Source organism: Paraburkholderia sp. MM5384-R2 (assembly GCF_014201025.1).
GTDB lineage: Bacteria > Pseudomonadota > Gammaproteobacteria > Burkholderiales > Burkholderiaceae > Paraburkholderia > Paraburkholderia tuberum.
In genome coordinates this window covers 159,174-182,219 of the sequence record NZ_JACHDI010000015.1, presented here as the reverse complement: position 1 = coordinate 182,219, position 23,046 = coordinate 159,174, and the positions used below count along the sequence as shown (strand labels likewise).

General features: G+C 63.6%; 21 protein-coding genes. 7 read left to right on the top strand and 14 right to left on the bottom strand.

Features of this window, described 5'->3' with window-relative positions; genetic code table 11:
- Nucleotides 1–32: 32 nt before the first annotated feature.
- The 4 genes from gsiB to HDG37_RS23215 all read right to left on the bottom strand — a co-directional run bounded on the left by gsiB (nucleotide 33) and on the right by HDG37_RS23215 (nucleotide 5,819).
- On the bottom strand, nucleotides 33–1,595 hold the full coding sequence (gsiB, locus tag HDG37_RS23230) for a glutathione ABC transporter substrate-binding protein GsiB (RefSeq protein WP_090801538.1): 1,563 nt from the start codon (nucleotides 1,593–1,595) through the stop codon (nucleotides 33–35).
- Between the two features lie 153 nt (nucleotides 1,596–1,748).
- A complete protein-coding gene (locus HDG37_RS23225) occupies nucleotides 1,749–3,671 on the bottom strand; it encodes a dipeptide ABC transporter ATP-binding protein (RefSeq protein WP_184051629.1) in 1,923 nt (640 codons plus the stop codon).
- A 70-nt stretch (nucleotides 3,672–3,741) separates the two neighbouring features.
- On the bottom strand, nucleotides 3,742–4,731 hold the full coding sequence (locus HDG37_RS23220) for an isoaspartyl peptidase/L-asparaginase family protein (RefSeq protein WP_184051626.1): 990 nt from the start codon (nucleotides 4,729–4,731) through the stop codon (nucleotides 3,742–3,744).
- Nucleotides 4,728–5,819, bottom strand: a complete 1,092-nt coding sequence (locus HDG37_RS23215) for a MurR/RpiR family transcriptional regulator (RefSeq protein ID WP_184051624.1) — start codon at nucleotides 5,817–5,819, stop codon at nucleotides 4,728–4,730. Before HDG37_RS23215 ends, HDG37_RS23220 begins: the two co-directional genes overlap by 4 nt.
- On the opposite strand from HDG37_RS23215, the gene HDG37_RS23210 reads away from it, so the two are divergent.
- Nucleotides 5,811–6,767 carry a hypothetical protein gene (locus tag HDG37_RS23210; protein WP_184051622.1) on the top strand — a complete coding sequence of 319 codons (957 nt, stop codon included), beginning with the start codon at nucleotides 5,811–5,813 and terminating at the stop codon, nucleotides 6,765–6,767. The genes HDG37_RS23215 and HDG37_RS23210 overlap by 9 nt on opposite strands.
- 315 nt (nucleotides 6,768–7,082) lie before the next feature.
- On the opposite strand, the gene HDG37_RS23205 is transcribed toward HDG37_RS23210, so the two are convergent.
- Together HDG37_RS23205 and HDG37_RS23200 are read right to left on the bottom strand one after the other, a co-directional pair.
- A complete protein-coding gene (locus HDG37_RS23205) occupies nucleotides 7,083–7,988 on the bottom strand; it encodes a lipid A biosynthesis lauroyl acyltransferase (protein WP_184051620.1) in 906 nt (301 codons plus the stop codon).
- A gap of 526 nt (nucleotides 7,989–8,514) precedes the next feature.
- Entirely contained in the window at nucleotides 8,515–9,783 is a 1,269-nt protein-coding gene (locus HDG37_RS23200) for an MFS transporter (protein ID WP_184051618.1), read from the bottom strand.
- A 94-nt stretch (nucleotides 9,784–9,877) separates the two neighbouring features.
- Between HDG37_RS23200 and HDG37_RS23195 the strand changes: the two genes are divergently transcribed.
- Both HDG37_RS23195 and HDG37_RS23190 read left to right on the top strand, forming a co-directional pair.
- Nucleotides 9,878–10,588, top strand: a complete 711-nt coding sequence (locus tag HDG37_RS23195) for a pseudouridine synthase (RefSeq protein WP_184051616.1) — start codon at nucleotides 9,878–9,880, stop codon at nucleotides 10,586–10,588.
- 167 nt (nucleotides 10,589–10,755) lie between these two features.
- Entirely contained in the window at nucleotides 10,756–10,944 is a 189-nt protein-coding gene (locus HDG37_RS23190) for a hypothetical protein (RefSeq protein WP_184051614.1), read from the top strand.
- 112 nt (nucleotides 10,945–11,056) lie between these two features.
- On the opposite strand, the gene HDG37_RS23185 is transcribed toward HDG37_RS23190, so the two are convergent.
- Nucleotides 11,057–12,088, bottom strand: a complete 1,032-nt coding sequence (locus HDG37_RS23185) for an SDR family NAD(P)-dependent oxidoreductase (protein ID WP_184051612.1) — start codon at nucleotides 12,086–12,088, stop codon at nucleotides 11,057–11,059.
- A 94-nt stretch (nucleotides 12,089–12,182) separates the two neighbouring features.
- On the opposite strand from HDG37_RS23185, the gene HDG37_RS23180 reads away from it, so the two are divergent.
- The 4 genes from HDG37_RS23180 (at nucleotide 12,183) to HDG37_RS23165 (ending at nucleotide 15,756) form a co-directional block, all read left to right on the top strand.
- Nucleotides 12,183–13,214 carry a CDP-6-deoxy-delta-3,4-glucoseen reductase gene (locus HDG37_RS23180; RefSeq protein WP_184051609.1) on the top strand — a complete coding sequence of 344 codons (1,032 nt, stop codon included), beginning with the start codon at nucleotides 12,183–12,185 and terminating at the stop codon, nucleotides 13,212–13,214.
- A 312-nt stretch (nucleotides 13,215–13,526) separates the two neighbouring features.
- A complete protein-coding gene (locus tag HDG37_RS23175; protein WP_184051607.1) occupies nucleotides 13,527–14,711 on the top strand; it encodes an acetylornithine transaminase in 1,185 nt (394 codons plus the stop codon).
- Nucleotides 14,712–14,730: 19 nt separating this feature from the next.
- The gene (locus HDG37_RS23170; RefSeq protein ID WP_184051606.1) at nucleotides 14,731–15,204 is read left to right on the top strand and encodes a GNAT family acetyltransferase; all 474 of its coding nucleotides are present in this window, start codon (nucleotides 14,731–14,733) and stop codon (nucleotides 15,202–15,204) included.
- Nucleotides 15,205–15,462: 258 nt separating this feature from the next.
- On the top strand, nucleotides 15,463–15,756 hold the full coding sequence (locus HDG37_RS23165) for a GYD domain-containing protein (protein WP_184051604.1): 294 nt from the start codon (nucleotides 15,463–15,465) through the stop codon (nucleotides 15,754–15,756).
- Between the two features lie 107 nt (nucleotides 15,757–15,863).
- On the opposite strand, the gene HDG37_RS23160 is transcribed toward HDG37_RS23165, so the two are convergent.
- From HDG37_RS23160 to HDG37_RS23130, 7 genes are all read right to left on the bottom strand, one after another.
- On the bottom strand, nucleotides 15,864–16,568 hold the full coding sequence (locus HDG37_RS23160) for an ABC transporter ATP-binding protein (protein ID WP_409258974.1): 705 nt from the start codon (nucleotides 16,566–16,568) through the stop codon (nucleotides 15,864–15,866).
- A 17-nt stretch (nucleotides 16,569–16,585) separates the two neighbouring features.
- Nucleotides 16,586–17,377: an ABC transporter ATP-binding protein gene (locus HDG37_RS23155; protein ID WP_184023151.1), complete on the bottom strand. Its 792-nt coding sequence runs from the start codon at nucleotides 17,375–17,377 to the stop codon at nucleotides 16,586–16,588.
- A gap of 20 nt (nucleotides 17,378–17,397) precedes the next feature.
- On the bottom strand, nucleotides 17,398–18,567 hold the full coding sequence (locus HDG37_RS23150; RefSeq protein WP_184051602.1) for an ABC transporter permease subunit: 1,170 nt from the start codon (nucleotides 18,565–18,567) through the stop codon (nucleotides 17,398–17,400).
- 26 nt (nucleotides 18,568–18,593) lie between these two features.
- A complete protein-coding gene (locus HDG37_RS23145; protein ID WP_184051600.1) occupies nucleotides 18,594–19,544 on the bottom strand; it encodes a branched-chain amino acid ABC transporter permease in 951 nt (316 codons plus the stop codon).
- A gap of 228 nt (nucleotides 19,545–19,772) precedes the next feature.
- On the bottom strand, nucleotides 19,773–20,975 hold the full coding sequence (locus HDG37_RS23140) for a branched-chain amino acid ABC transporter substrate-binding protein (protein WP_184051598.1): 1,203 nt from the start codon (nucleotides 20,973–20,975) through the stop codon (nucleotides 19,773–19,775).
- A gap of 543 nt (nucleotides 20,976–21,518) precedes the next feature.
- Entirely contained in the window at nucleotides 21,519–22,478 is a 960-nt protein-coding gene (gene ispH, locus HDG37_RS23135; protein WP_018421578.1) for a 4-hydroxy-3-methylbut-2-enyl diphosphate reductase, read from the bottom strand.
- 2 nt (nucleotides 22,479–22,480) lie between these two features.
- Complete coding sequence (locus HDG37_RS23130) at nucleotides 22,481–22,936, bottom strand: peptidylprolyl isomerase (RefSeq protein ID WP_090801560.1); 456 nt, start codon at nucleotides 22,934–22,936, stop codon at nucleotides 22,481–22,483.
- Nucleotides 22,937–23,046: the final 110 nt, after the last annotated feature.

Sequence of the window (23,046 nt, the reverse complement as noted above, 5' to 3'; positions counted from 1 at the left end):
CCGCCGCCTGCGCATGCCGCCTCGTCAGCTCATCACTTGATCGCGATCTCGTCGAAGTTGAACGAGCCGTCCGGCGCGACGTAAGCGCCCGACAGACGCTTGCTGCGCGCATACACGACCTTCTCCTTGACGAGGAAGATCCACGGCGCGTCGGCCCAGATGCGCTTCTGCGCATCGGTGTAGAGCGCGGCCTTCTGCGTGCGGTCGGTCGTTTCGAGCGCCTGCTTCAGATCGTTGTCGACCGCGTCGTTCTTGTAGTACGACGTGTTGACCATCTTCGGCGGAATCGAGTAGCCCGCCAGCAGCGGGCTGATCGCCCAGTCCGCCTCGCCGGTCGACGACGACCAGCCCGCGTAGTACATCCGCACCGGCGCGGTCGCCGGGTCCTGCGCGCTTTCGACCTTGGCGACGCGCTGACCCGCTTCGAGCGCCTCGACGCTGGCCTTGATGCCGACCTGCGCGAGCTGCTGCTGCACGAACTGGATCACCTTCTGCGCGGTCGAGTAGTTATACGCGGACCACAGCGTCGTTTCGAAGCCGTTCGGATAGCCCGCTTCCTTCAGCAGTTCGCGCGCCTTCGCGGGATCGTACGGCCAGGGTCCGAGCTTGACCGCATAGTCGACGCCCTGCGGCACGACGCCGTCGGCCGGCGTCGCGTAACCGGCGAACGCGACCTTCGTCAGCGCTTCCTTGTTGACCGCGTAATTCAGCGCCTCACGCACCTTCGGGTTGTCGAACGGCTTCTGGTTCATGTTCATGCTGATGTAGCGCTCGATGATCGACGGCGCCGCGATCAGATCGACCTTCGGGCTCGACTGCAGTTGCGCGGCCTGCTCGAACGGCACCTGGAACGCGAAGTCCGCTTCGCCGGTGCGGATCAGCGCGGCACGCGTGTTGTTGTCGACGACCGGCTTCCAGTCGATCGCATCGATCTTCGGATAACCCTTCTTCCAGTAGCCGGCGAACTTCTTCACGGTCAGGTCGCCGGCCGGGTCCCACTTCACGAGTTCGAACGGGCCCGTGCCGACCGGATGAAACGCGATGTCCTTGCCGTACTTCTTCAGCGCGTCCGGCGAGATCATCACCGCAGACGGATGCGCGAGCACGTTGATGAACGCCGAGAACGGCGTTTTCAGCGTGACGCGCACCGTGTACGGATCGACCACTTCCGTTTTCTCGATGCGGCTGAACATGTTGTAGCGCTTCAGCTTGTTGGCCGGATCGGTCACGCGGTCGAAGTTCGCCTTCACGGCGGCCGCATTGAAGTCGGTGCCGTCCTGGAACTTCACGCCATGGCGCAGCTTGATCGTATAGACGCGCGCGTCGGGGCTCGCCTCGTAGCTGTCGGCGAGCACGTTGACGAGCTTCATGTCCTTGTCGAAGCCGAACAGCCCCTGATAGAACGATTTCGCGACCGCCTGCGACAGCGTGTCGTTCGCGTCGTACGGATCGAGCGACGTGAAGGTCGACGCGACGGCCATCACGGCCGTCGTTTCGGCGTGCGCCAGATTGCCCGCGAGCGTCGCGAACACCACCGCGCCGCCGCTGACGAGCGCGCGCAAACGAAACGGAGAGGACGGGAACAGCAGGTTCATGAGATTGCTCCAGGCTGCGAGTTAAGGATGTGACAGGGCCGTTATGGTTGGCGTGGCTTCTATTGCTGATGTTTCTCTTGCTGTTGCTTCGATTGCCGATGCTTCGGGTCCCGCGCTTCAGGTCTTCCGCTTCAATGCGATGCGGCGCTTCGCTCAATAAGCGCCGCCGACGCGATGCTGCGCGACGAAATGATCCGGTCCCACCGCGACGAGCGGCGCGACGACCGGCTCGTCGTGCAGCGCGCGAATCGGGCTCGGAATATCGTCAGCGGCGAGCATGCGTTTCGCGTGACGGCGCGCGGGATCGGCGACCGGCACCGCGCTCATCAGCTTCTTCGTGTACGGATGCTGCGGCGCCTCGAACACCGCGCGACGCGGACCGATCTCGACGATCTGGCCGAGATACATCACCGCGACGCGATGGCTGACCCGCTCGACCACCGCCATGTCGTGCGAAATGAACAGATACGCGACGCCGAGCTCGCGCTGCAGGTCGAGCATCAGATTGACGATCTGCGCCTGCACGGAGACGTCGAGCGCGGACACCGATTCGTCGGCGATCACGACCTTCGGATTCAGCGCGAGCGCGCGAGCAATCGCGATACGCTGACGCTGCCCGCCCGAAAACTCATGCGGATAGCGGCGCGCGGCCTCGGCCGGCAAACCGACTTTCTCGAGCAGCCATGCGACGCGCGCCTGCGCTTGCCCACCCCGCGCGACGCCATGCACGAGCAGCGGCTCCATGATCGAGAAGCCGACGGTCAAGCGCGGATTCAACGACGCGAACGGGTCCTGGAAAATAAACTGGATATCGCGGCGCAGCGCCTGCAACGCGGGCCCGGTCAGCGAGCTGATTTCCTTGCCAGCGAATTCGATCGAGCCACGCTGACTTTCGACGAGCCTCAGCAGCGAGCGGCCCGTGGTCGACTTGCCGCAGCCCGACTCGCCGACCAGCGCGAGCGTTTCGCCGGGCCGCAGATCGAAGCTGACTTTTTCGACCGCATGCACACGGCCCGTCATACGGCCGAACAGGCCGCTACGGACCGCAAAGCGCGTGACCAGATCGCGCACGCGCAGGATCGGCGGCGTGTCGTCGCGCACCAGCGGCTGCGCTTCTTCGGCGACAGCCGCCGCCGGCTGCACCGCCGCATCGGCGCCGTTCGCGCCGGCCTGCTCGACGCTCAGGATCGGAAAGCGCGCGGGCTGATCGGTGCCCTGCATCGAGCCGAGCCGAGGCACCGCCGCGAGCAGCGCCTTCGTGTACGGATGCGACGGCGCGGCGAACAGCGCGTCCGACGCGCCCTCCTCGACCTTCTCGCCGCGATACATCACGAGCACGCGGTCGGCCACTTCGGCAACCACGCCCATGTCGTGCGTGATGAAGATCACGCCCATGTTCATCTCGTCCTGCAAGCCGCGAATCAGTTGCAGGATCTGCGCCTGGATCGTCACGTCGAGGGCGGTGGTCGGTTCATCGGCGATCAGCAGCGCGGGCTTGCACGACAACGCCATCGCGATCATCACGCGCTGGCGCATGCCGCCCGACAGCTGATGCGGGTAACGCGCCGCGACGCGCCTTGCCTCGGGAATCCGCACGATCTCGAGCAGACGCAAGGTTTCGGCGCGCGCGGCCTCGCGGCTCTTGCCCTGGTGCAGCGCGATCGCCTCGCTGATCTGATCGCCGACCGTGAAGACCGGATTGAGCGAGGTCATCGGCTCCTGGAAGATCATCGCGATGTCGGCGCCGCGCACCGTACGCATCGTGCCGGACGACGCCTTCGCGAGATCGAGCACGCTGCCGTCGCGCCGCCGGAAGGCGATGCTGCCGCCGGCAAGACGGCCGCCGCCATGCTCGATCAGCCGCATCAGCGCCAGCGACGTGACCGACTTGCCCGAGCCCGATTCGCCGACGATCGCGAGCGTCTCGCCGCGCTCGACCGTGAACGACAGATTGCGCACCGCGTTGAAGGTCGAGTCGCCGCGGCGGAACGCGACCGTCAGATCGTCGACCGCGAGCACGCGCTGCGGCGGGAGGGTCTCGATAAGCGGGCTGGCGGTGTGCGAAGAAGTCGGCACGGTGGTTCCTTTGCTTTGAATTCGAACGCGGCTCACGGGGCCTCAGGCATGCGGCGACACGCGTCAGCGGCTAGCGATAGATCGCCGTCACGGGCGCTTCGCCGAGCCGCGCGAAACCGCGGTACATACCCTCGGTATTGAACGGCAGCGTGACGTTGCCCCGCGCGTCGACGGCGACGAGGCCGCCGCGTCCGTCGATCTTCGGCAAGCGGTTCATCACGACTTCGTGCGCGGCTTCTTCGAGCGAGACCTGGCGATAGGCCATCTGCGCGGCCACGTCGTAGGCGGCGACCATGCGCATGAACATTTCGCCCGCGCCGGTGGTCGATACCGCGCAGGTCGCGTCGTCCGCGTAGCAGCCCGCGCCGATCAGCGGCGTATCGCCGACGCGGCCCACCTGCTTGTTGGTCACGCCGCCCGTCGAGGTCGCCGCGGCGAGATGCCCGTGTCGGTCGAGCGCGACTGCGCCGACGGTGCCGAACTTGCGATTCGGATCGATCGGCTCGTGCGGCGTCGGGTCGTCGCTGCTCGAAGCCGTGGACGCGAGCGTCGCGGCGTCGTGATCGAGCATCGGACGCTGCTGCTCACGGGCCAGTTGCCATTGGCGATAGCGCGCGTCGGTATCGAAGTAGCTGTTGTCGACGAACTCGAGCCCCTGCGCGGCCGCGAACGCTTCCGCGCCGTCACCGGTGAACAGCACGTGGTCGCTGCGCTCGAGCACGCGGCGCGCGGCGAGAATCGGATTGCGCACGCGCTTCACGCAACAGATCGCGCCCGCGTCGAGCGTGCGGCCGTCCATGATCGCGGCGTCGAGCTCGTGCGTGCCGGCCGCCGTGTAGACCGCGCCGTGGCCCGCATTGAAGAGCGCGCAGTCTTCGAGCAGCCGCACCGCTTCGCTGACCGCGTCGAGCGCGCTGCCGCCGTCGGCGAGCACGCGCTGGCCAGCGCTCAGCACCGCGTTGAGCGCCGCGTGATATCCGGTTTCGGCGCTGGCCGACATCGACGTGCGCAGGATCGTCCCTGCCCCGCCGTGAATGGCAATGACTGCGTTGGAGTTCATCGTTTGGATCGTGGAGTGCGGGTGGTTCGGGGAGTGCGGGGTGCTGAGATGGCTTTTGCTTCGGCATCCCTGGCTTTCGTGCTTCCGGCTTGGGTACTGTCGGCCTTTGCGCCGTCGTTGTGTTTTAGCCTTGCGGCCTTCGCGCGCGCGGCTTTGCTCAGGGCGCGCGCCGGCTCCTGCGCGGCGCCGGCCGCGCCCGACTGCGGATCGAACAGCCACGGCAGCACGAACTCGCTGACCTCGGCGGCCGCCTTGACCGAGCGTTGCGCGCGATACGCGACCGCGTCGCACAACGCCTCGATGACCGCGAGCACGGCCGAATCGGCATTCGACGCGAGACGCCGGTCGGTGCGGACATACAGCGCCAGGTCCGCGAACCGCACGAGCGGCGAGCGCGGACCGTCGGTGAGCGCGAGCACGCGTGCGCCGCGTTCGGAGGCGCGGCGCGCGAGCTCGATCGTGTCCTCGACATAGCGCGGAAACGCGATGCCGATCACGAGATCGCCCGGGCCCGAACCCACGAGGTGCCGCGCCGCATGCGACGGCCCGCCGCTCAGCGCCAGCGAATGCACGTTGTCGTGATACGGCAGCAGTCCGTGCTCCATCAGGCTCGCGAGAAACGCGCTGGCGCCGAAGCCGATCACGAATACGCGACGCGCGGCGATGATCGCGTCGACGGCGGCGTCGGCGGTCGCGCGATCGATCGACGTACGCGTTGCGTGCAGATTGTTGGCGGCCTGCTCGAGCGACGCGTCGATCAGATCGTCACCGGCCGCGAGCGTTTCCTGCGCGCTGCGCAGCCGCTCGACCGGCGCGAGCGTCGCCTCGAAGCCACGCACGAGTGCCTCGCGAAACTGCGGATAACCGTCGAAGCCGAGCGCGCGCGCAAAGCGATTCGCGCTCGCGACCGAAGCGCCGACCACGCTCGCGAGCTCGTCGATACGCATCGTCGCCGCGCGGAACAGATGGGCCAGCACGTACTCGCCCATGCGCTGGTGGATTGGCGTGAGCGTCGGCATCGCGGCGGTGATGCGCGCGGCAATGGCCTGCTCGGCGGGGTTCGACACAGCGGACGGGTGATGGATCATGCGAGCGGAAAGGCGCGGTTGTTCAACGCGTATTGGATGAAATTATATTTACATGAAACACTCGCCGAAAAAAATTCATTTTCATTATTTCGAGGGTTTTCACCGACCGAAGTCCTCGTAGCCGTCAACTTTCATGAGATAGAGTTTGACGCGCTGTGCGCGGCGATTGTGGGCTTAACTAAGGTCGTGTTATTGCCAGGACTCACTACGGTTGTCGACGCGGACCATCAGCTACTGTGGTCGTGGTGCGCGGAGGTTCTCTTATGTCGCCGTGCTGACGTGTTTCAGCCTGAACAGTCCGAGCTTCGTGAACTGCTGTCGACGGCAATCCACTGTGCATTGGTGACAGCTCGAAATCCGGGCTTGCGTCCGAGCGATTGGCATCGAGAAGCCTTGATCACGCAGATTCAAAGCGTACATGTACAAGAGTTGACTGCGAATTCGTTGTTGACGCTTACGTATCTCGCGTTTCCCGTGCTGGAGGGGCTCATCAAGTTGAAGTGCGCGGAATTCGTCGACATGAGCGGGCGCGTTTTGGCGGAGTTTGATGTACCGAGGCGTGGCGGGGAGTCGGGACGCTTGAGGACGTACCGCCCCGAGCAGCGCGGCAATGGGCAATGCAATAGCATCCGAGACTTGCTGATGCTCTATCGAGCGAGGGTTGCCGGGGAGGCGGCTGGGCGATATCTGGATGAAATATTCGGTCGCCTGGTGCAATTGGAGGACAAGCCTGGGCCAGATGCTTTGGCCGATTGGCGAAATAGTTCGTTACACGGTGCAGGATCGTTTCCCACGATCGCCGGGACCGTCATGGGGTGCGCTCTGTTGATCGCCACTGACGGTATAGCGGGCCGATATGTTGAGTTGAGACAAGCAGCGCTGGATGGACTTGCTGCACGCCAGCGAATGCCAGTGCGTTTCGGCAATACCTTCTACCCGCCGTGGTAACGCCTGCATGACGGAGAGGACTGCGGCCGTCCGTTTCAGAACAGGAAGTAGACGCCTCGGTCGGTCGGCTAATACAGCTAATTGGCCGTTGCGGGTCCGACTTGGGACGATCATCCGCTGCGGGCCGGCAAGCGGTTCTCAATTCAGCTATCGGACCGCGCCCGGCCACGAACGGCCATACGCTCGAGCATTCGGACAGACACTCAAACGTCCGATCCACTCAGATAGCGGACCTATGCCTGTCAGTCGAGCTCATTGCGTCACCTCACGGAAGCACACAACCAGGAACGGTCGCATGCCTTACGGACGGTGTGCTCAGTACACACCTGGCACGCCCGGTGGACGATTCTTGAAGCGTCGATGCACCCAGTAATATTGCTCTGGGCACCGATTGATCTGCGTTTCAAGAAATTCATTCATTCGGCGCGCGTCGATCGTCTCACTTTCTGAAGGAAAGTCGCTGAGCGGCTCGAAGATGGTCAGCTTATACCCGCGGTAGTCGGGCAATACTTCAGTCACGAATGGTACAACCCGCGCATGGGCCAGTCGAGCAAGGCGCGAAACCGAAGTGAGTGTGCACGCGGGGACGCCAAAAAACGGCACAAAAACGGAGTTGTGTATGCCGTGATCCATGTCAGCAGCCAGCATGACTGGTTTGCCTGAACGAAGTAAGCCGACGATCTTTCTGGCGCTTGTCGAACGTTCAATCATCTCGGCGCCAAATCTGCCGCGTTGCCGCTTGGCTAGACTGCAAAGGCGCGCGTTCGACATGCGTGTATATAGTGAGGCGGCGGGCGCGCGCGTTGAGTAGAGTATGCAGCCGACCTCGATGCTCACGAAATGGAAGCCAAGAAAGATGGTCGGTGGAGCATTCCTGTCTTCCAGATCGATTCGACTTTCGATGTGGACCAGCTTTCGTATCCTCCGCGCGCTGCCGAACCATTGAATGCCTCGTTCGAGATAGCTTCGAACGACGTGGCGAAAATGGTTTCTGGCAAGGTCGTCGTACTCGCACTCGCTCTTGCCCGGAAAACAGAGACGCAGATTGACGAGAGCGATATGTTTTCGGGAGCCTGGAAGTGCATATAACATTGCCCCAAGCGCGCTGCCGAACCTTGCGACGAGCGTATAGGGAAGGACTGCGAAGACGCGCAGCAGCACTACAATCAAGACATAGCCTAATCGCCCCAAGAACCTCCCCCGCTCGCGAGAATCACTCATCGCGACACGGAAAAATACGAATACTTACGGATGTATAACAAAATTCGAGATCCTGGTGGCATAGCATGGCGATGGCAGCGAAGTATCGCACGTACTGCGTTGTGACGGGCTACCCAGGTGGACGCCAGGAGTTCTCGGTTCTCCCTGGCGAAAACGACTGCGTATGGGCAGCAAGCGCCTGCAGCGCGGATGCACCAACAGGCGGCCGTTCTACTTTGAAAGCCGCCGCCGAGTCCGCATTGGGGCGGAGGGCAGATCCGGGTCGGCTCCGGCCGATCGCGGCCGGAGACATGCTACAACTTTGGCGCGAACGTAGGCCAGTCGCACGAACTTTGTCGCACCCACTCTGGCACATGTGGCGCGGCTACGCGTAGGCCCTTGAAGTTCAGTGTGCGACATCCCAATAACTGGGGCGGCCTACGGCCCTTCAGACAAGGGGTTCGGCAGCCGAGCCTTGTTGCGCCCCGATGAAAATCCATTTTCATCGGAGCGACGGGTGGCTTCACCGCGTGCCGAGCTCCGCCGCTCAGCACGCCGCCGCGCTCTGTTCGGGAATGCCCAGCAGCCGCGCCGCCGGCGACATCACGATGATCAGCGCCTGCACGACGAACGCGAACGACGCCGCGACCAGACACACGTCGATGCTCCAGCGCGCGCTGAGCGCGGCGCCGAGCAGCGCGCCCACCGGCCGCGCGCCGTAGGTGGCGGTGCTGATCAGCGCGGACACGCGGCCGATCATCCGTTCGGGCGTGATCGCCTGACGCAGCGTGGTCGAGCCGACGACCCACAGGATTGGTCCCGCGCCGAGCAGGAAGAAGCTCGCGAGCGCGAGCCAGAACGATGGGACGATCAGCGTCGCCACCATCACGAGCGACGCGAGCAGCCCGCACGACGGTCCGACCGTCAGCAGACGGCCGAATGCGAGACGCCGCACGACCGCGGGCGCGGCGAGCGCGCCGCAGACCATGCCGACCCCGTATGCGCCGAGCGTCACGCCGACCGCCGAGGCATTGAGCCCCAGCCGATGCACCGCGTAAGGCACATAGACCGCCTGCAGGATGAAGAAGCCGAGATTGAAGAACACGGCGGTCAGCAGCATCGGCAGCAGCAACGGATCGCGCAGCACGAAGCGCGTGCCGTCGCGCAACTCCAGCATGAAGTGCCGCCGCGGCGCGGCCGCGCGCGGCGGCTCGCGCAATCCCGCCAGCAACGCGACCGCGAACGCCGACAACACCGCCGCGCCGCCATACGCCCAACCCGCGCCGATCCAGCCGACCAGCACGCCGCCCAGCGCCGGCCCCGCCGAATACGCGACGCTGCGCGCGAGTTCGAGCCGGCCGTTCGCGCTCGCATAGGCGTCGCGCGGCACGATCGACGGCACCAGCGACGGCGCCGCAACGTTGTAGGCGACCGTACCCGTCGCGGCGACGAAGCCTAGCGCGCCGAGCAGCGGCAGGTTCAGCGCATGCGTGAGCACCAGCAGCAGCACGCACAGCATCGCGCAGACCCGCACGCTCTCGGCGAGCGTCATCAGCACGCGGCGCGAGCGGCGGTCGGCCCAGACGCCGAACGGCATCGACAGCAACAGGAACGGCAGCGTCTGCGCGGTTTGCAGCAGCCCGGTATCGCGCGCGTCGGCGCCGAGCGCGAACACCGCGACGAGCGGCGCGGCGGCGAGGCTGATCTGCTCCGCCGATTGCGCACACAGGTTCGACCAGGCGAGGCGCTGGAATGCGCGGGGCAGACGTCGCGCATCGGACGGCGAAGACGACGAAGGGGAAGACGTGGCGGACATCGATGCACTCCCGAGGTTTGACGTGAGGCATTCATCGTCGGCGCTCAGGGCCTGCGGGGCGCTCCGCTTCTTGCGGTGTTATTCTTCGCTCGCCATGAATCTCGAAAGTATTCTCTTTACTCAAGGTTTCGGTTCGCGTCGCCAATGTCGTGCGCTGATCGGCGACGGCCGCGTCAGCGTCGACGGTGCGATTTGCACCGATGCCGACGCCGATTTCGCTGTTGATGGCGGCGCGTTGTGTTTTAGCGTCGACGGCGTCGAATGGCCGTATCGCGAGCACGCGTATCTGCTGCTGAACAAGCCCATCGGCTACGAATGCTCGCGCGATCCGCAGCATCATCTGAGCGTGTTCAGCCTGCTGCCGCCGCAGTTCGCCGAGCGCGGCGTGCAGTGCGTCGGCCGTCTCGATCAGGACACCACGGGCCTCCTGCTGCTCTCCGACGACGGCAAGTTCGTGCATCAGTTCACGTCGCCGAAACGCAAGGTGCCGAAGCTCTACGTCGCGACCACGCGCCATCCGCTCGACGACGCGCAGCTCGCCGCGCTGCGCGACGGCGTGCTGCTGCACGGCGAAACGAAACCCAGCGCCGCGCTCGACGCCCAGGCGCGCGACACTCACACGCTCGCGCTCACCGTGCTCGAAGGCAAATACCACCAGGTCAAGCGGATGATCGCGGCCTCGGGCAACCGCTGCGAGGCGCTGCATCGCGAACGGATCGGTGGGCTTGCGCTTCCCGCGGCGCTCGCGCCCGGCGCATGGCAATGGCTCGACGCAGCGGGTCTTGCCGCGCTGCGGGCCGGGTAAACGACTAGCCGCAACGAGGGCCCGCCTAAGCCTTTGATGCGCCGGAGAAAACCCGCGCGCATTGCGGTGCACCGAACATAGGCCCTTGCGTTGCAGCATGCCGTTGCTTACATGTCGCCCTATACTCGTCTAAACAAACGACTACAAAGGTTTCAAGGAGGGGCGTCATGCAAATCGACGGCACGATGGCGTTTTCGCACGCGATGACCGCGTTTATCTGCCTTGCACTGCTGCTGGTCGGCGGATTGCTGGTCATCATGCGGCTGCGGCACAAGTACCATCCGAATCTGATCGGCGCATTGATCGGCGGCATGCTGTGCTTCCTATTGCTGGAAGTGCTGCCTGCGCTGACCTGATGCCGGTTGGACCGCGCAGCTCGTTTTGTGCGGCGCATTGATGCGGTGCGGCGGATACGCTTTGCGGGGCAACTCCGCCCTCGCGAGGCGATATTTTGTTTCTGCTGCCGGCCTAGCCGCGTTTCCCGTTCGCCTCGCGCAAAAAATCCTCGACGCTCGGATAGCGCAGACGTACCCGCAATTCCTCCTTCAGACGCCGGTTCACGAGCCGGCGCGACTCGCGCATGAACGACAGCAGCATTGGATCGATCTGCTGCTCCGCCTGCTCTCTCGTGATGCGCGGCGGGCGCGCGAGCCCGAACGCATCGGCGACCGCGTCGAAATACTCCCCCATTTTCAGCGACGAATCGTCGGACGCGTGCAGTGCGCGCGCGGGCCGGCCATGCGTGGCGAGACGCACGAGGATCGCGGCGAGGTCGTCGGCGTGGATGTGATTCGTGTAGACATCGTCGGCATCGACGAGCGCCGGCGTGCCTCTTTCGAGCCGCGCGAGCGGCAGACGGTTGCGCGCATAGATGCCCGGGATCCGCGCGATGCTCGTGGCGACGCTGCCGCGCGCAGTCGCGCGCCGCAACTGCCGCTCGGCCGACACGCGACGTTTGGCGCGCGCATTCGCGGGCCGCGGCGCGCGCGTTTCGTCGATCCACGCGCCGCCGCAATCGCCGTAGACCCCCGTCGTGCTCGCGTAAACGATGCGCACCGGTGCGCGCGAAGCGCCGGTCCGGCGCACCCCGTCGGGTACAATATCGGGTGTTTCAGCATCCCGACCTGAAGCGCGCGCACGGCGCAACCGCGCGATCGGCGCGACGGACGACCTCGCCGCGCAAGCGTTCATGCGGCCCGCGGCACCTAAGGTTGCAAGCAGCGCGCGAGTGCGTCGATCGTCGTCGCCGGACTTCTGCGGCGGCGCGAGATGCAGCACCGTCGGCGCGAGGCGCGCGAGCCGTTTGAGGCTGCCGCGCGCGTCGAGATCGCCGACGAGCGGCATCACGCCCGCGGCGCGCAACTCATCGCAGCGCGCGGCATGGCTCGTCAACGCGAAGATACGCGCGCGCGGCCGCAACAGGGGCACGCAGCGCATGCCGACGTCGCCGCATCCTACGATCAGCACGCGCGGCCGGCGGAAGTTTCGTGTCGCTTTCATGGTGGGCGCATTGTAGCGGTCACACGCAACAGGTACCGCGCGGTTGATCCGGCGGGTCCGATTACGATTCCGAATTTTCGATTCCGAACACTTTATGGCATTTAACGTCACGCTCCGGCAAACCGGCCGGCAGTTTCAGGTAGAACAGGACGAACCGGTGCTCTCCGCAGCGCTGCGTCAAGGCATCGGCCTGCCGTACGGCTGCAAGAACGGCGCGTGCGGTTCGTGCAAAGGCACGGTCGTGAGCGGCGAGGTCGAACAGCGCGCGCACTCGTCGTCGGCGCTGTCGAACGACGAAAAGACGCGCGGCATGGCGCTCCTGTGCTGCGCGAGCGCGTGCTCCGATCTCGAAGTCGACATCCGCGAAGTGGCCGGCGTCGGCGATGTGCAGGTCAAGAAGCTGCCGTGCCGCGTGAACGCGATCGAGCGCAAGGCCGACGACGTGATCGTCGTGAAGCTGCAACTGCCCGCCAACGAACGTCTGCAATATCTGGCCGGCCAGTACCTCGAATTCATCCTGAAGGACGGCAAGCGCCGCAGCTATTCGATGGCGAGCGCGCCGCACGTCGAAGGCCCGGTCGAGCTGCACATCCGCCACATGCCCGGCGGTGCGTTCACCGACCATGTGTTCAATACGTTGAAGGAGCGCGACATCCTGCGCTTCGAAGCGCCGCTCGGCACGTTCTTCCTGCGCGAAGACTCGGACAAGCCGATCGTGCTGCTCGCGTCGGGCACCGGCTTCGCGCCGCTGAAGGCGATCGTCGAGCATGCGGTGTTCAAGAACATGACGCGCCCCATGACGCTCTACTGGGGCGCGCGCCGCAAGAAAGACCTGTATCTGCTCAAACTTGCCGAGCAATGGGCGCGCGAGATTCCGAACTTCAAGTTCGTGCCGGTGCTCTCCGAGCCCGATGCGGGCGACGCATGGACGGGCCGGACGGGCTTCGTGCATCGGGCGGTGATCGAGGATCTGCCCGATCTGTCGGCCTACCAGGTGTATGCATGCGGCGCGCCGGTGATGGTCGAATCGGCGCTGCGCGACTTCACGCAGCATCACCAGTTGCCGGAAGACGAGTTCTACGCGGACTCGTTCACCAGCGCGGCCGATCTCGCGAACGCGGTCTGATTGCACGGCGGCAAATTCCCCCGATGCAGCGCCAGTGCAAATTCATGGTTTACACCAGCGCTTTTCTTATCGTATTCTTTCGCGCATGAACCGCATCCAGTCCGAATTCCGACGTCGCCGCTCGCCGCTCCCTTAGGGACGCCGCTGGCTTCGTCACGGACTCGCGCCACACAAAACCTGGGCGCAAGCTGTTCGAATCATGAAAGCCACGGCATGCCGTGGCTTTTCTGTTTTTCCGGCCGCCGTTTTTATTGGCCAAACCGTCACCGTTTCTTCACCCTGCTCTTACCCTTTTGCCTGGAGCCTGCCGTCATGAATTTCAATGAGTATCCAATCGATTCGCTGATGTACATCACGAACCGGCCCGAAATCGTTTTCACGCACGGCAAAGGCTCGTGGCTTTACGACAACAACGGCAAGCGCTACCTGGATTTCATTCAGGGCTGGGCGGTCAATAGCCTCGGCCACTGCAACGACGGCATGATCGAAGCGCTGAACCAGCAGGCCAAGCTGCTGATCAACCCGTCGCCGGCGTTCTACAACGAGCCGATGGCGAAGCTCGCGGGCCTGCTCACGCAGCACAGCTGCTTCGACAAGGTGTTCTTCGCGAACAGCGGCGCCGAGGCGAACGAAGGCGCGATCAAGCTCGCGCGCAAGTGGGGCAGGAAGTTCAAGGACGGCGCGTTCGAGATCATCACGTTCGACCACAGCTTCCACGGCCGCACGCTCGCGACGATGTCGGCCAGCGGCAAGCCGGGCTGGGACACGATCTACGCGCCGCAGGTGCCGGGCTTCCCGAAGGCGGACCTGAACGACATCGCGTCGGTGGAAAAGCTGATCAACGCGAAGACCGTCGCGGTGATGCTCGAGCCGATCCAGGGCGAAGGCGGCGTGATCCCCGCAACCCGCGAGTTCATGCAGCAACTGCGCGAGCTGACGAAACAACACAACATCTTGCTGATCGTCGACGAAGTGCAAAGCGGCTGTGGTCGCGCCGGCACGCTGTTCGCGTATCAACTGTCGGGCATCGAGCCGGACATCATGACGCTCGGCAAAGGCATCGGCGGCGGCGTGCCGCTCGCGGCGCTGCTGTCGAAGGCGGAAATCGCCGTGTTCGAAGCGGGCGATCAGGGCGGCACCTACAACGGCAATCCGCTGATGACCGCGGTCGGCTACTCGGTGATCTCGCAGCTGACGGCGCCGGGCTTCCTCGAAGGCGTGCGCTCGCGCGGCGAATATCTGCGCACGAAGCTGCTCGAGCTGTCCGAGGAGCGCGGCTTCAAGGGCGAGCGCGGCGAGGGTCTGCTGCGCGCGCTGCTGCTCGGCAAGGACATCGGCAACCAGATTGTCGAGAAGGCGCGCGACATGCAACCCGATGGCGTGCTGCTGAACGCCGCGCGTCCGAACCTGCTGCGCTTCATGCCGGCGCTTAACGTGACGACCGGAGAAATCGACCAGATGCTGGCGATGCTGCGCTCGGTTCTCGACTCGCTGTAATCAACCACGGAGCGCACCGATGACGACGAACACGACGCTGTCGATCCGCCGCTTCGACGCGACCGATACCGAAGCCGTGATTGCGCTATGGCAGGACGTGTTTCCCGAGTATCGCGACGTGACGCGACCGCAGCGCAACCCGCGTCAGTCGATCGCCAACAAGCTCGCGACGCAACCGGAGCTGTTCTTCGTCGCGGTGCTCGATGGACGCATCGTCGGCACCGTAATGGGCGGCTATGATGGACACCGCGGCTGGCTTTATTCGCTCGCGGTCGACGCATCGCTGCGACGTCATGGCATCGGCACGCGGCTCGTCGCGCACGTCGAGAGCGAGTTGACGAAGCTTGGTTGTCCGAAGCTGAACCTGCAGGTACTGTCGTCGGCAACGGCTGAAGTACGGGCGTTCTACGATGCGCTCGGGTATCGCACCGATGCGGTGATCAGCCTCGGCAAGCGGCTCGGCCAATACGCCGACGCGACCCCGGCCAGTTGATTCGCGTCGTACGCCTGATTAAAGAAAGCCGCATGCGTTGCTTGACGCATGCGGCTTTTTCAATGGTTCTCCCGCAAGCAGCGCACATATCTGCGGATTCGGACAAATAGCAGATGGCGAGCAGTTGGATTGCCTAGAATCGTTTACGCACGAGACGACGCCGGTGCTGGAAAGACACGTTTGCGGCGGTTCGCGACGCTCCCCGGGGCGGCTCATGCATCTGAGTCCCAACACGTTTGAATCCTCAGGGGAATCTTCATGGTGACTTATGTGGTGCTCATGCAATTCACGGATCAGGGTATCCGCGCGGTAAAGAACAGCGCGCAGCGAGCCGGACAGGCGGCAGAGACGGCGAAAACTTTTGGCTGCGAGATGAAGCAGATCTACTGGACCTTAGGGGAATACGACATTGTCTCGGTCGTCGAAGCGGCAGACGAGCAGAGCCTTCTCGCTTTCGGCTTCGCGCTCGGCTCAGCCGGCAATGTCCGCTCGCAAACGCTGCGTGCGTTCACAAAAGACGAAATCAGTTCGGTTATGGGTCGACTCCCATAATTCACGCCCCAGCCAGAAAAATAAAACGCGCCCCACGACGCTGCATCGTGGGGCGCGTTGCAAGCCGGACGTATGCGCCAAGGGCATACGTCCAACTATTCACCCATTCATTCACCCAGATAGGCGGCCCGAACCTTCGGATCGTCGAGCATCTGCTTCGCGTCGCCCGACATCGTGATCAAACCGGAGTCCATCACGTAGCCGCGATTCGCCGCCTGCAGCGCGAGCCGCGCGTTCTGCTCGACGAGCAGCACGGTCATGCCTTCAGAGGAAATCAGGCGCACCACTTCGAAGATCTTCTCGACCATGATCGGCGACAGACCCATCGACGGTTCGTCGAGCAGCAGCAGTTTGGGCCGCGAGATGATCGCGCGTGCCATCGCGAGCATCTGCTGCTCGCCGCCCGACAGCGTGCCCGCGTATTGCGATGCACGCTCCTTCAGACGCGGAAAGAAGCCGAACATGCGCTCGACGTCCGACTTGATGCCATCGACATCGTTGCGCAGATAGGCACCCATCTGCATGTTCTCGACGATCGACATGCGCGCGAAAATGCCGCGCCCTTCCGGCACCATCGCGAGACCGCGCTTCAGAAGCTCATGCGCGGGCAGGCCCTTGATCGACTGACCCATGTACTCGATGTCGCCGGCCGCATACGCCTTCAGGCCGGTGATCGCCTTCATCGTCGTGGTTTTGCCCGCGCCGTTCGCGCCGATCAGCGTGACAAGCTCGCCCTGCCCGACCTCGAGATCGACACCCTTGACCGCCTGGATGCCACCGTAGTTGACCTGCAGGCCCTTGATTTTCAACATTGCTTGCGTCGTGGACATCAGTGGACCCCCGCACCCAGATAAGCTTCGATCACCTTCGCATCCTTCTGCACGTCCTGCGGCAAACCTTGCGCAATCACCTTGCCGTAGTCGAGCACCGTCATCTGATTGCACAGACCCATCACGAGCTTCACGTCGTGTTCGATCAGCAGAATCGTCTTGCCGTCCGCACGGATCTTGTCGAGCAGCCTGGTCAGCTCGACCTTCTCGGTGGCGTTCATGCCGGCCGCCGGTTCGTCGAGCGCGAGCAGCTTCGGATCGGTCGCCAGCGCACGCGCGATTTCGAGCCGCCGCTGGTGGCCATACGACAGGTTGCGCGACGTATAGTCCGCGTACTGCGTAATGCCGACGTAGTCGAGCAGTTCGAGCGCGCGCTCCTTGATCTCGCGCTCTTCCTGGCGTTCGGCCGGCGTCTGGAACACCGCGCCGAGCAGACCGTGCTTCGTGCGCACATGACGGCCGACCATCACGTTTTCGAGCGCGGTCATGCCGCCGAACAGACGGATGTTCTGGAACGTGCGCGCAATGCCCGCCTTCGCGACCTGATAGACCGCGGTCGGCGTGTAGCTCTCGCCGTCGAGCTTGAACTCGCCTGAATCCGGCGTGTACAGACCCGTGATCACATTGAAGAAGGTGGTCTTGCCGGCGCCGTTCGGGCCGATCAGGCCGTAGATCTCGCCCGCGCGGATCTGCAGGCCGACCTCGGAAAGCGCTTGCAGCCCGCCGAAGCGCTTGTTGACGCCCTTCACCGACAGCCGGGTCGTCGCGTTGTTGCTTACGTTATCGCTCATGTCTTTTTCTCCACCGGACCTTATGCGCGCACCGGCTTCTTGCCGCCACGCTTCGCCAGCTTCGCAATCCTGTCTTCGTGCTTCGGCGCGGGCCACAAGCCTTCCGAGCGGTACAGCATGATCACGACCATCGCGAGGCCGTACAGCAACTGACGGATCACTTCGGTATCGACGATTTCATGGCCGAAAATCATGTTCTGCAGCGGACCCATCGTCGAGCGCAGGAACTCGGGGAACACCGCGAGCAGCACCGCGCCGAGGATCACGCCCGGAATGTGGCCCATGCCGCCGAGCACCACGCAGGCGAGCACCACGACCGATTCCCAGAACGTGAACGATTCCGGCGACACGAAGCCCTGGAACGAGCCGAACATCGCGCCCGACAGGCCGCCGAACGACGCGCCCATCGCGAACGCAAGCAGCTTCACGTTACGGGTATTGATGCCCATCGCCTTGGCGGCGATTTCGTCTTCGCGGATCGCGGCCCACGCGCGGCCGATCCGCGAATGCTGCAGACGCGTACAGGTCCAGATCACGAACAGCGCGCACAGCACGAACAGGTAGTAGTACAGGTACACCGACGGAAACTGCATGCCGAACAGCGAGTGTGTCTGCGCGAGGCTGAAGCCGCCGATGGACACCGGATCGATCCCGGTGATCCCCTTCGGGCCGTTGGTGATGTTCACCGGACGGTCGAGGTTGTTCATGAAGATCCGCACGATTTCCCCGAAGCCGAGGGTCACGATCGCGAGGTAGTCGCCACGCAGACGCAGTGTCGGCGCACCGAGCAGAATCCCGAACATCGCGGCGAGCGCCATCGCGATCGGCGCGATGATCCAGATCGGCACGTGGATGCCGTTCGGCGCGAGATGCGCGATCCACTCGAATTGCGTCGCGAGGTGCGGTGAGCTGAGCAGCGCGGCCGTGTAGGCGCCGATCGCGTAGAACGCGATGTAGCCCAAGTCCAGCAGGCCGGCAAAGCCGACCACCACGTTCAGGCCCAGCGCGAGCATCACGTACAGCATCGCGAAGTCGAGCACGCGGACCCAGTAGTTGCCGCCCGCGGCGCCGATGACCATCGGCGCCGCGATCACGAAGAACGCCGTGAGAATACCGATAGTCAGCGTCTTCGTGCGGTTCTTTTCGGGGATGAGCGTCGTGGACGGCTCGATCGGTTGAATTGAGGTCATGATTGTTGACTCCTTGTGGCCCGGGATCAGGCGCGATCCGCGACACGTTCGCCGAGCAGGCCCGACGGACGGAACACCAGCACGACGATCAGCACGATGAACGCGAACACGTCCTGGTAGTTACTGCCGAACACGCCGCCCGTGAGGTCGCCGATATAGCCGGCACCCAACTGCTCGATCAGGCCGAGGAGCACGCCGCCGACCATCGCGCCGCCGAGATTGCCGATACCGCCGAGCACCGCCGCGGTAAAGGCCTTCAGGCCAGGGATGAAGCCCATGTAGAAGTGCGCGTTGCCGTATTCGGACGCGATCATTACGCCGGCGAGCGCAGCCAGCGCCGAGCCGATCATGAAGGTCGCCGAAATCACGAAGTTCGGGTTCACACCCATCAGACTCGCGACGTTCGGGTTCTCGGCGATCGCGCGCATCGCACGGCCGAGCCTGGTCTTGTGCACGAGCAGCAGGAGGCCGCCCATCACGAGGAACGCCGCCACGATGATCACGATTTCAGTCATCGAGATCACGGCGCCGGGCGTCGTGTCGGTGGCCTTGATCACGTTGAGCGGGTCGGTGGGCAACAACTGCGGGAACGGCAGCGGATTGCGCGACCAGATCATCATCGCGAGCGTCTGCAGCAGAATCGATACACCAATCGCGGTGATCAGCGGCGCGAGACGCGGCGCACGCCGCAACGGCCGGTAGGCGACCCGCTCGATCGTGTAGCCGACCACCGCGCAGACCGCCGCCGCGATGATCAACGCGATCACGAGCGTCAGCACATTGCCGAGGCCGGGGAAGTGGTTCTGCAGCACACCTATGGCGGAGAGCGCAACCATCGCGCCCACCATCAACACGTCGCCGTGGGCGAAGTTGATGATGCCCAGAATGCCGTAAACCATCGTATAGCCCAGTGCGATGATGGCGTAGACACTGCCAAGTACCAGTCCATTGATGATCTGCTGGATGAAGATATCCATTTAATGCTCCTTAGCCCGTGCGACTGGATTCGCGTTTTTCATCTGCCGGTGGGCGGTGATGCGCTACGAATCTCAACGGCACTGCGGGTACTGATGTAAAAGACCGGTAAGGGTTATCCGCTGCCGGCTGGCTCTGACGACCGTGATGCGGTCGCGAGCTCACCTTGGGCGGATGCAAAAACGGCACCGTTGGATGGTGTCGGTGCCGTCAGGCCGAACTTCCCGTCATCACATCTTTACGACGTCGAGCACTGCTTTCTTGCCGTCCTTGAAGTCGTAAAGCGTAATGGCGCCCTCTTTCAAATCACCCTTGTCGTCGAACGCGATGTGGCCGATTACCCCGTTGTAATCGGTCGAAGGCATCGCAGCCAGCACCTTGGGCGCCTCGATAGAATTAGCGCGCTTCATTGCATCGACGATCACGTACACAGCGTCATACGTGAACGGCGCGTAAATCTGCACCGGCGTGTGGAAGCGGTCCTCGTACTTCTTTTCGAAGTCCGCTCCATTGGTCATTTTCGAAAGCGCGAGTCCTGCTTCCGAACAGACCAGGTTTTGCACGGCGGTACCCGCCAGCTCACCTACCTTGTCGGTACACACACCGTCGCCGCCAAGGATTTTTGCCCTGATACCGAGCGCCGCCGCCTGCTTCGTAAACGGCCCGCCCGTCGCGTCCATGCCGCCGAACATGATGGCGTCCGGCTGAACACTCTTGATCTTCGTGAGAATGGCCCGGAAATCCGTGGCCTTGTCGCTCGTCGCCTCCCGCGCGACGATCTTCGCGCCGCTCGCCTCGGCGGTCTTCGTGAACTCGTCCGCGAGACCTTTGCCGTAGGCGGTCGCATCGTCCACGACCGCGATGCGTTTGGCGCCCAGCGCCTTCGTCGCGTAATTGGCGAGCGCCGGACCCTGCTGCGCGTCGGTCGCGACCACCCGATAGGTCGTCTTGAACCCTTGCTGCGTATAGGCCGGATTCGTCGACGACGGCGAGATCTCGACGATGCTCGCGTCGCTATAGATCTTCGACGCCGGAATCGAGACCCCGGAGTTCAGGTGTCCGATCACCGCGACCACGTGATCGTCGACCAGCTTCTGCGCGACGGCGGTGCCGGTTTTCGGGTCCGCCGCATCGTCCTGCGCGTCGAGTTGCAGCTGGATCTTGCGACCGTCGATCGTCAAACCCTGCGCATTGATTTCTTCGACCGCGAGGCGCGCCCCATTTTCGTTGTCCTTGCCCAGGTGCGCGATGCCGCCCGTCAACGGAGCCGCATGACCGATCTTCACGATAGTCGCTTCGCTCGCGGCGGCAACCGCCGCGGCCGAGGCCGCCGATGCGCCCGTTCCCGCTTCGCCATCCTGTTTCTTGCCGCACGCGGTCAGCATCGCAACCGCGGCCGCGATGGACACGGCGTAAGCAAATTTGACTCGCATCAAGTAAGGTCTCCTGCGCCTTGCAAAATCCACTGTCCAGGACCTCAAGGCCTTGAGAACGCGCGCATTGTAACTCCAATTATGCGGGTGGCAATATTGTTGAACCGGTGGGGTTTTCCTGCATTGCAACCTGATTTTGAGAGCGAAATCCGTTAAAAGGCGCAACCTGGTTGCGATCCGTTTTCGTGCACCAGTTGCACCGGCGCCGAACCCGCTGGCATCAAGTGTTGCGGGCGATCGGCGCGAATCCCGGATAGGCCGGGCTTTGCGTCGGGCATGAGCATTTAGCGCGCGCCCGGTGAATTGCACCAATTCAGTGCTTGATCATTCCGTCTTAAGGCTTTTGCGAGCTTAAAACGGGGACGCATCGCGCCAAAATCGATAAAAGCCCCGATCACAATTCAAAATAATATGTGTGCGAGACCACCGAAAGCTGACCGGTCATTCGATGTGGCACTTAATTTAATCAGAGGTTCGTCGGGCACGGGCATAAAAAAAGCGCGCCCACGGGCGCGCTTTCCTTTCAGTGTAGCTAACGGATTGTCAGGCTGGCAGACCGAGCCCGCGTGGCAGCGGAAACGCGATGTTTTCCTCGATGCCCTCGAGCGCGCGCACGTTGCGCACACCCAGTTCGCGCAAACGCGCGATCACCGCCTGCGCCAGCACCTCCGGCGCCGACGCACCGGCGGTCACGCCAATGCGGCGCTTGCCCTCGACCCAAACCGGATCGATCTGATCGGGCGAATCGACCATATAGGCTGGCACGCCGAGCTTCTCGGCGAGCTCGCGCAAGCGGTTCGAATTCGAGCTGTTCGGACTGCCGACGACGATCACGACGTCGCACTGCGGCGCCATGAACTTCACTGCGTCCTGGCGATTCTGCGTGGCGTAGCAGATGTCCTGCTTCTTCGGCTCACGGATGGACGGGTACCTGGCCTTCAGCGCGCCGATGATTTCGGCGGCGTCGTCGACCGACAGCGTGGTTTGCGTGACGAAGGCGATCCGCTCCGGATCGGCGAGCTGCAACGCCTGCACATCCTCGATGTCCTCGACCAGATGCATGCCCTCGGCCGCCTGGCCCATCGTGCCTTCGACTTCCGGGTGGCCCTTGTGGCCGATCATTACGATGTCGAAACCGTCCTGGCGCATCTTCGCGACTTCGATATGCACCTTGGTCACGAGCGGACAAGTGGCGTCGTACACCCGCAGCCCGCGCGACTCCGCCTCCGAGCGCACGGCCTTCGACACGCCATGCGCGCTGAAGATCACCGTGTTGCCCGCCGGCACTTCGTCCAGGTTCTCGATGAAGATCGCTCCCTTCTTGCGCAGGTCTTCGACCACATAGGCGTTATGGACGATTTCGTGACGCACGTAGATCGGCGAGCCATACAGCTTGATGGCCCGCTCGACGATCTCGATCGCCCGGTCGACGCCGGCGCAGAACCCGCGTGGCTGGGCCAGCAGGATCTCCGCTTCGGCAAGAGTCGTATCCGTGATGCTCATGTTTACAGAATCCCGATGATTTTCACTTCAAACGCCAGCGCCTGGCCGGCAAGCGGGTGATTGAAATCGAATAGGGCCGACGTTTCGCCAACTTCCTTCAGTACGCCGGCATAGCGCCCGCCGCCCGGCGCGTTGAATTCGACCAGGTCACCCGGGGAAAAATCCTCGCCGATCATGCTGTTCTCCCGCAGCGTGGCGAGGGACACGCGCTGGATCAGATCCGGATTGCGCGGGCCGAACGCCTGGCCCGGCGCTAGCTGAAAGGTCGAATGGCGGCCCACCTTCAAACCCAGCAAAATATCTTCCAGCGGCGGCGCCAGTTGACCGGCGCCGAGCAGCAGCGTGGCCGGCTTGTCGTTGAACGTGTTGATCACTTCGGCGCCATCGGCAAGGGAAAGCCGGTAATGCAGCGTGACGTGTGAACCGGGTTTCACCTCGGAAATATCGATGATGCTCATGCAATGCTCGCTCAGTCGAAGCGCTGCACGCGTGCGCCGCGGGGCAGTCGACGCGTGTGGCAAACCGTCGGCGTGCCGTGCGCAAAGTGTCTATTGTAAGCCACCTAGCG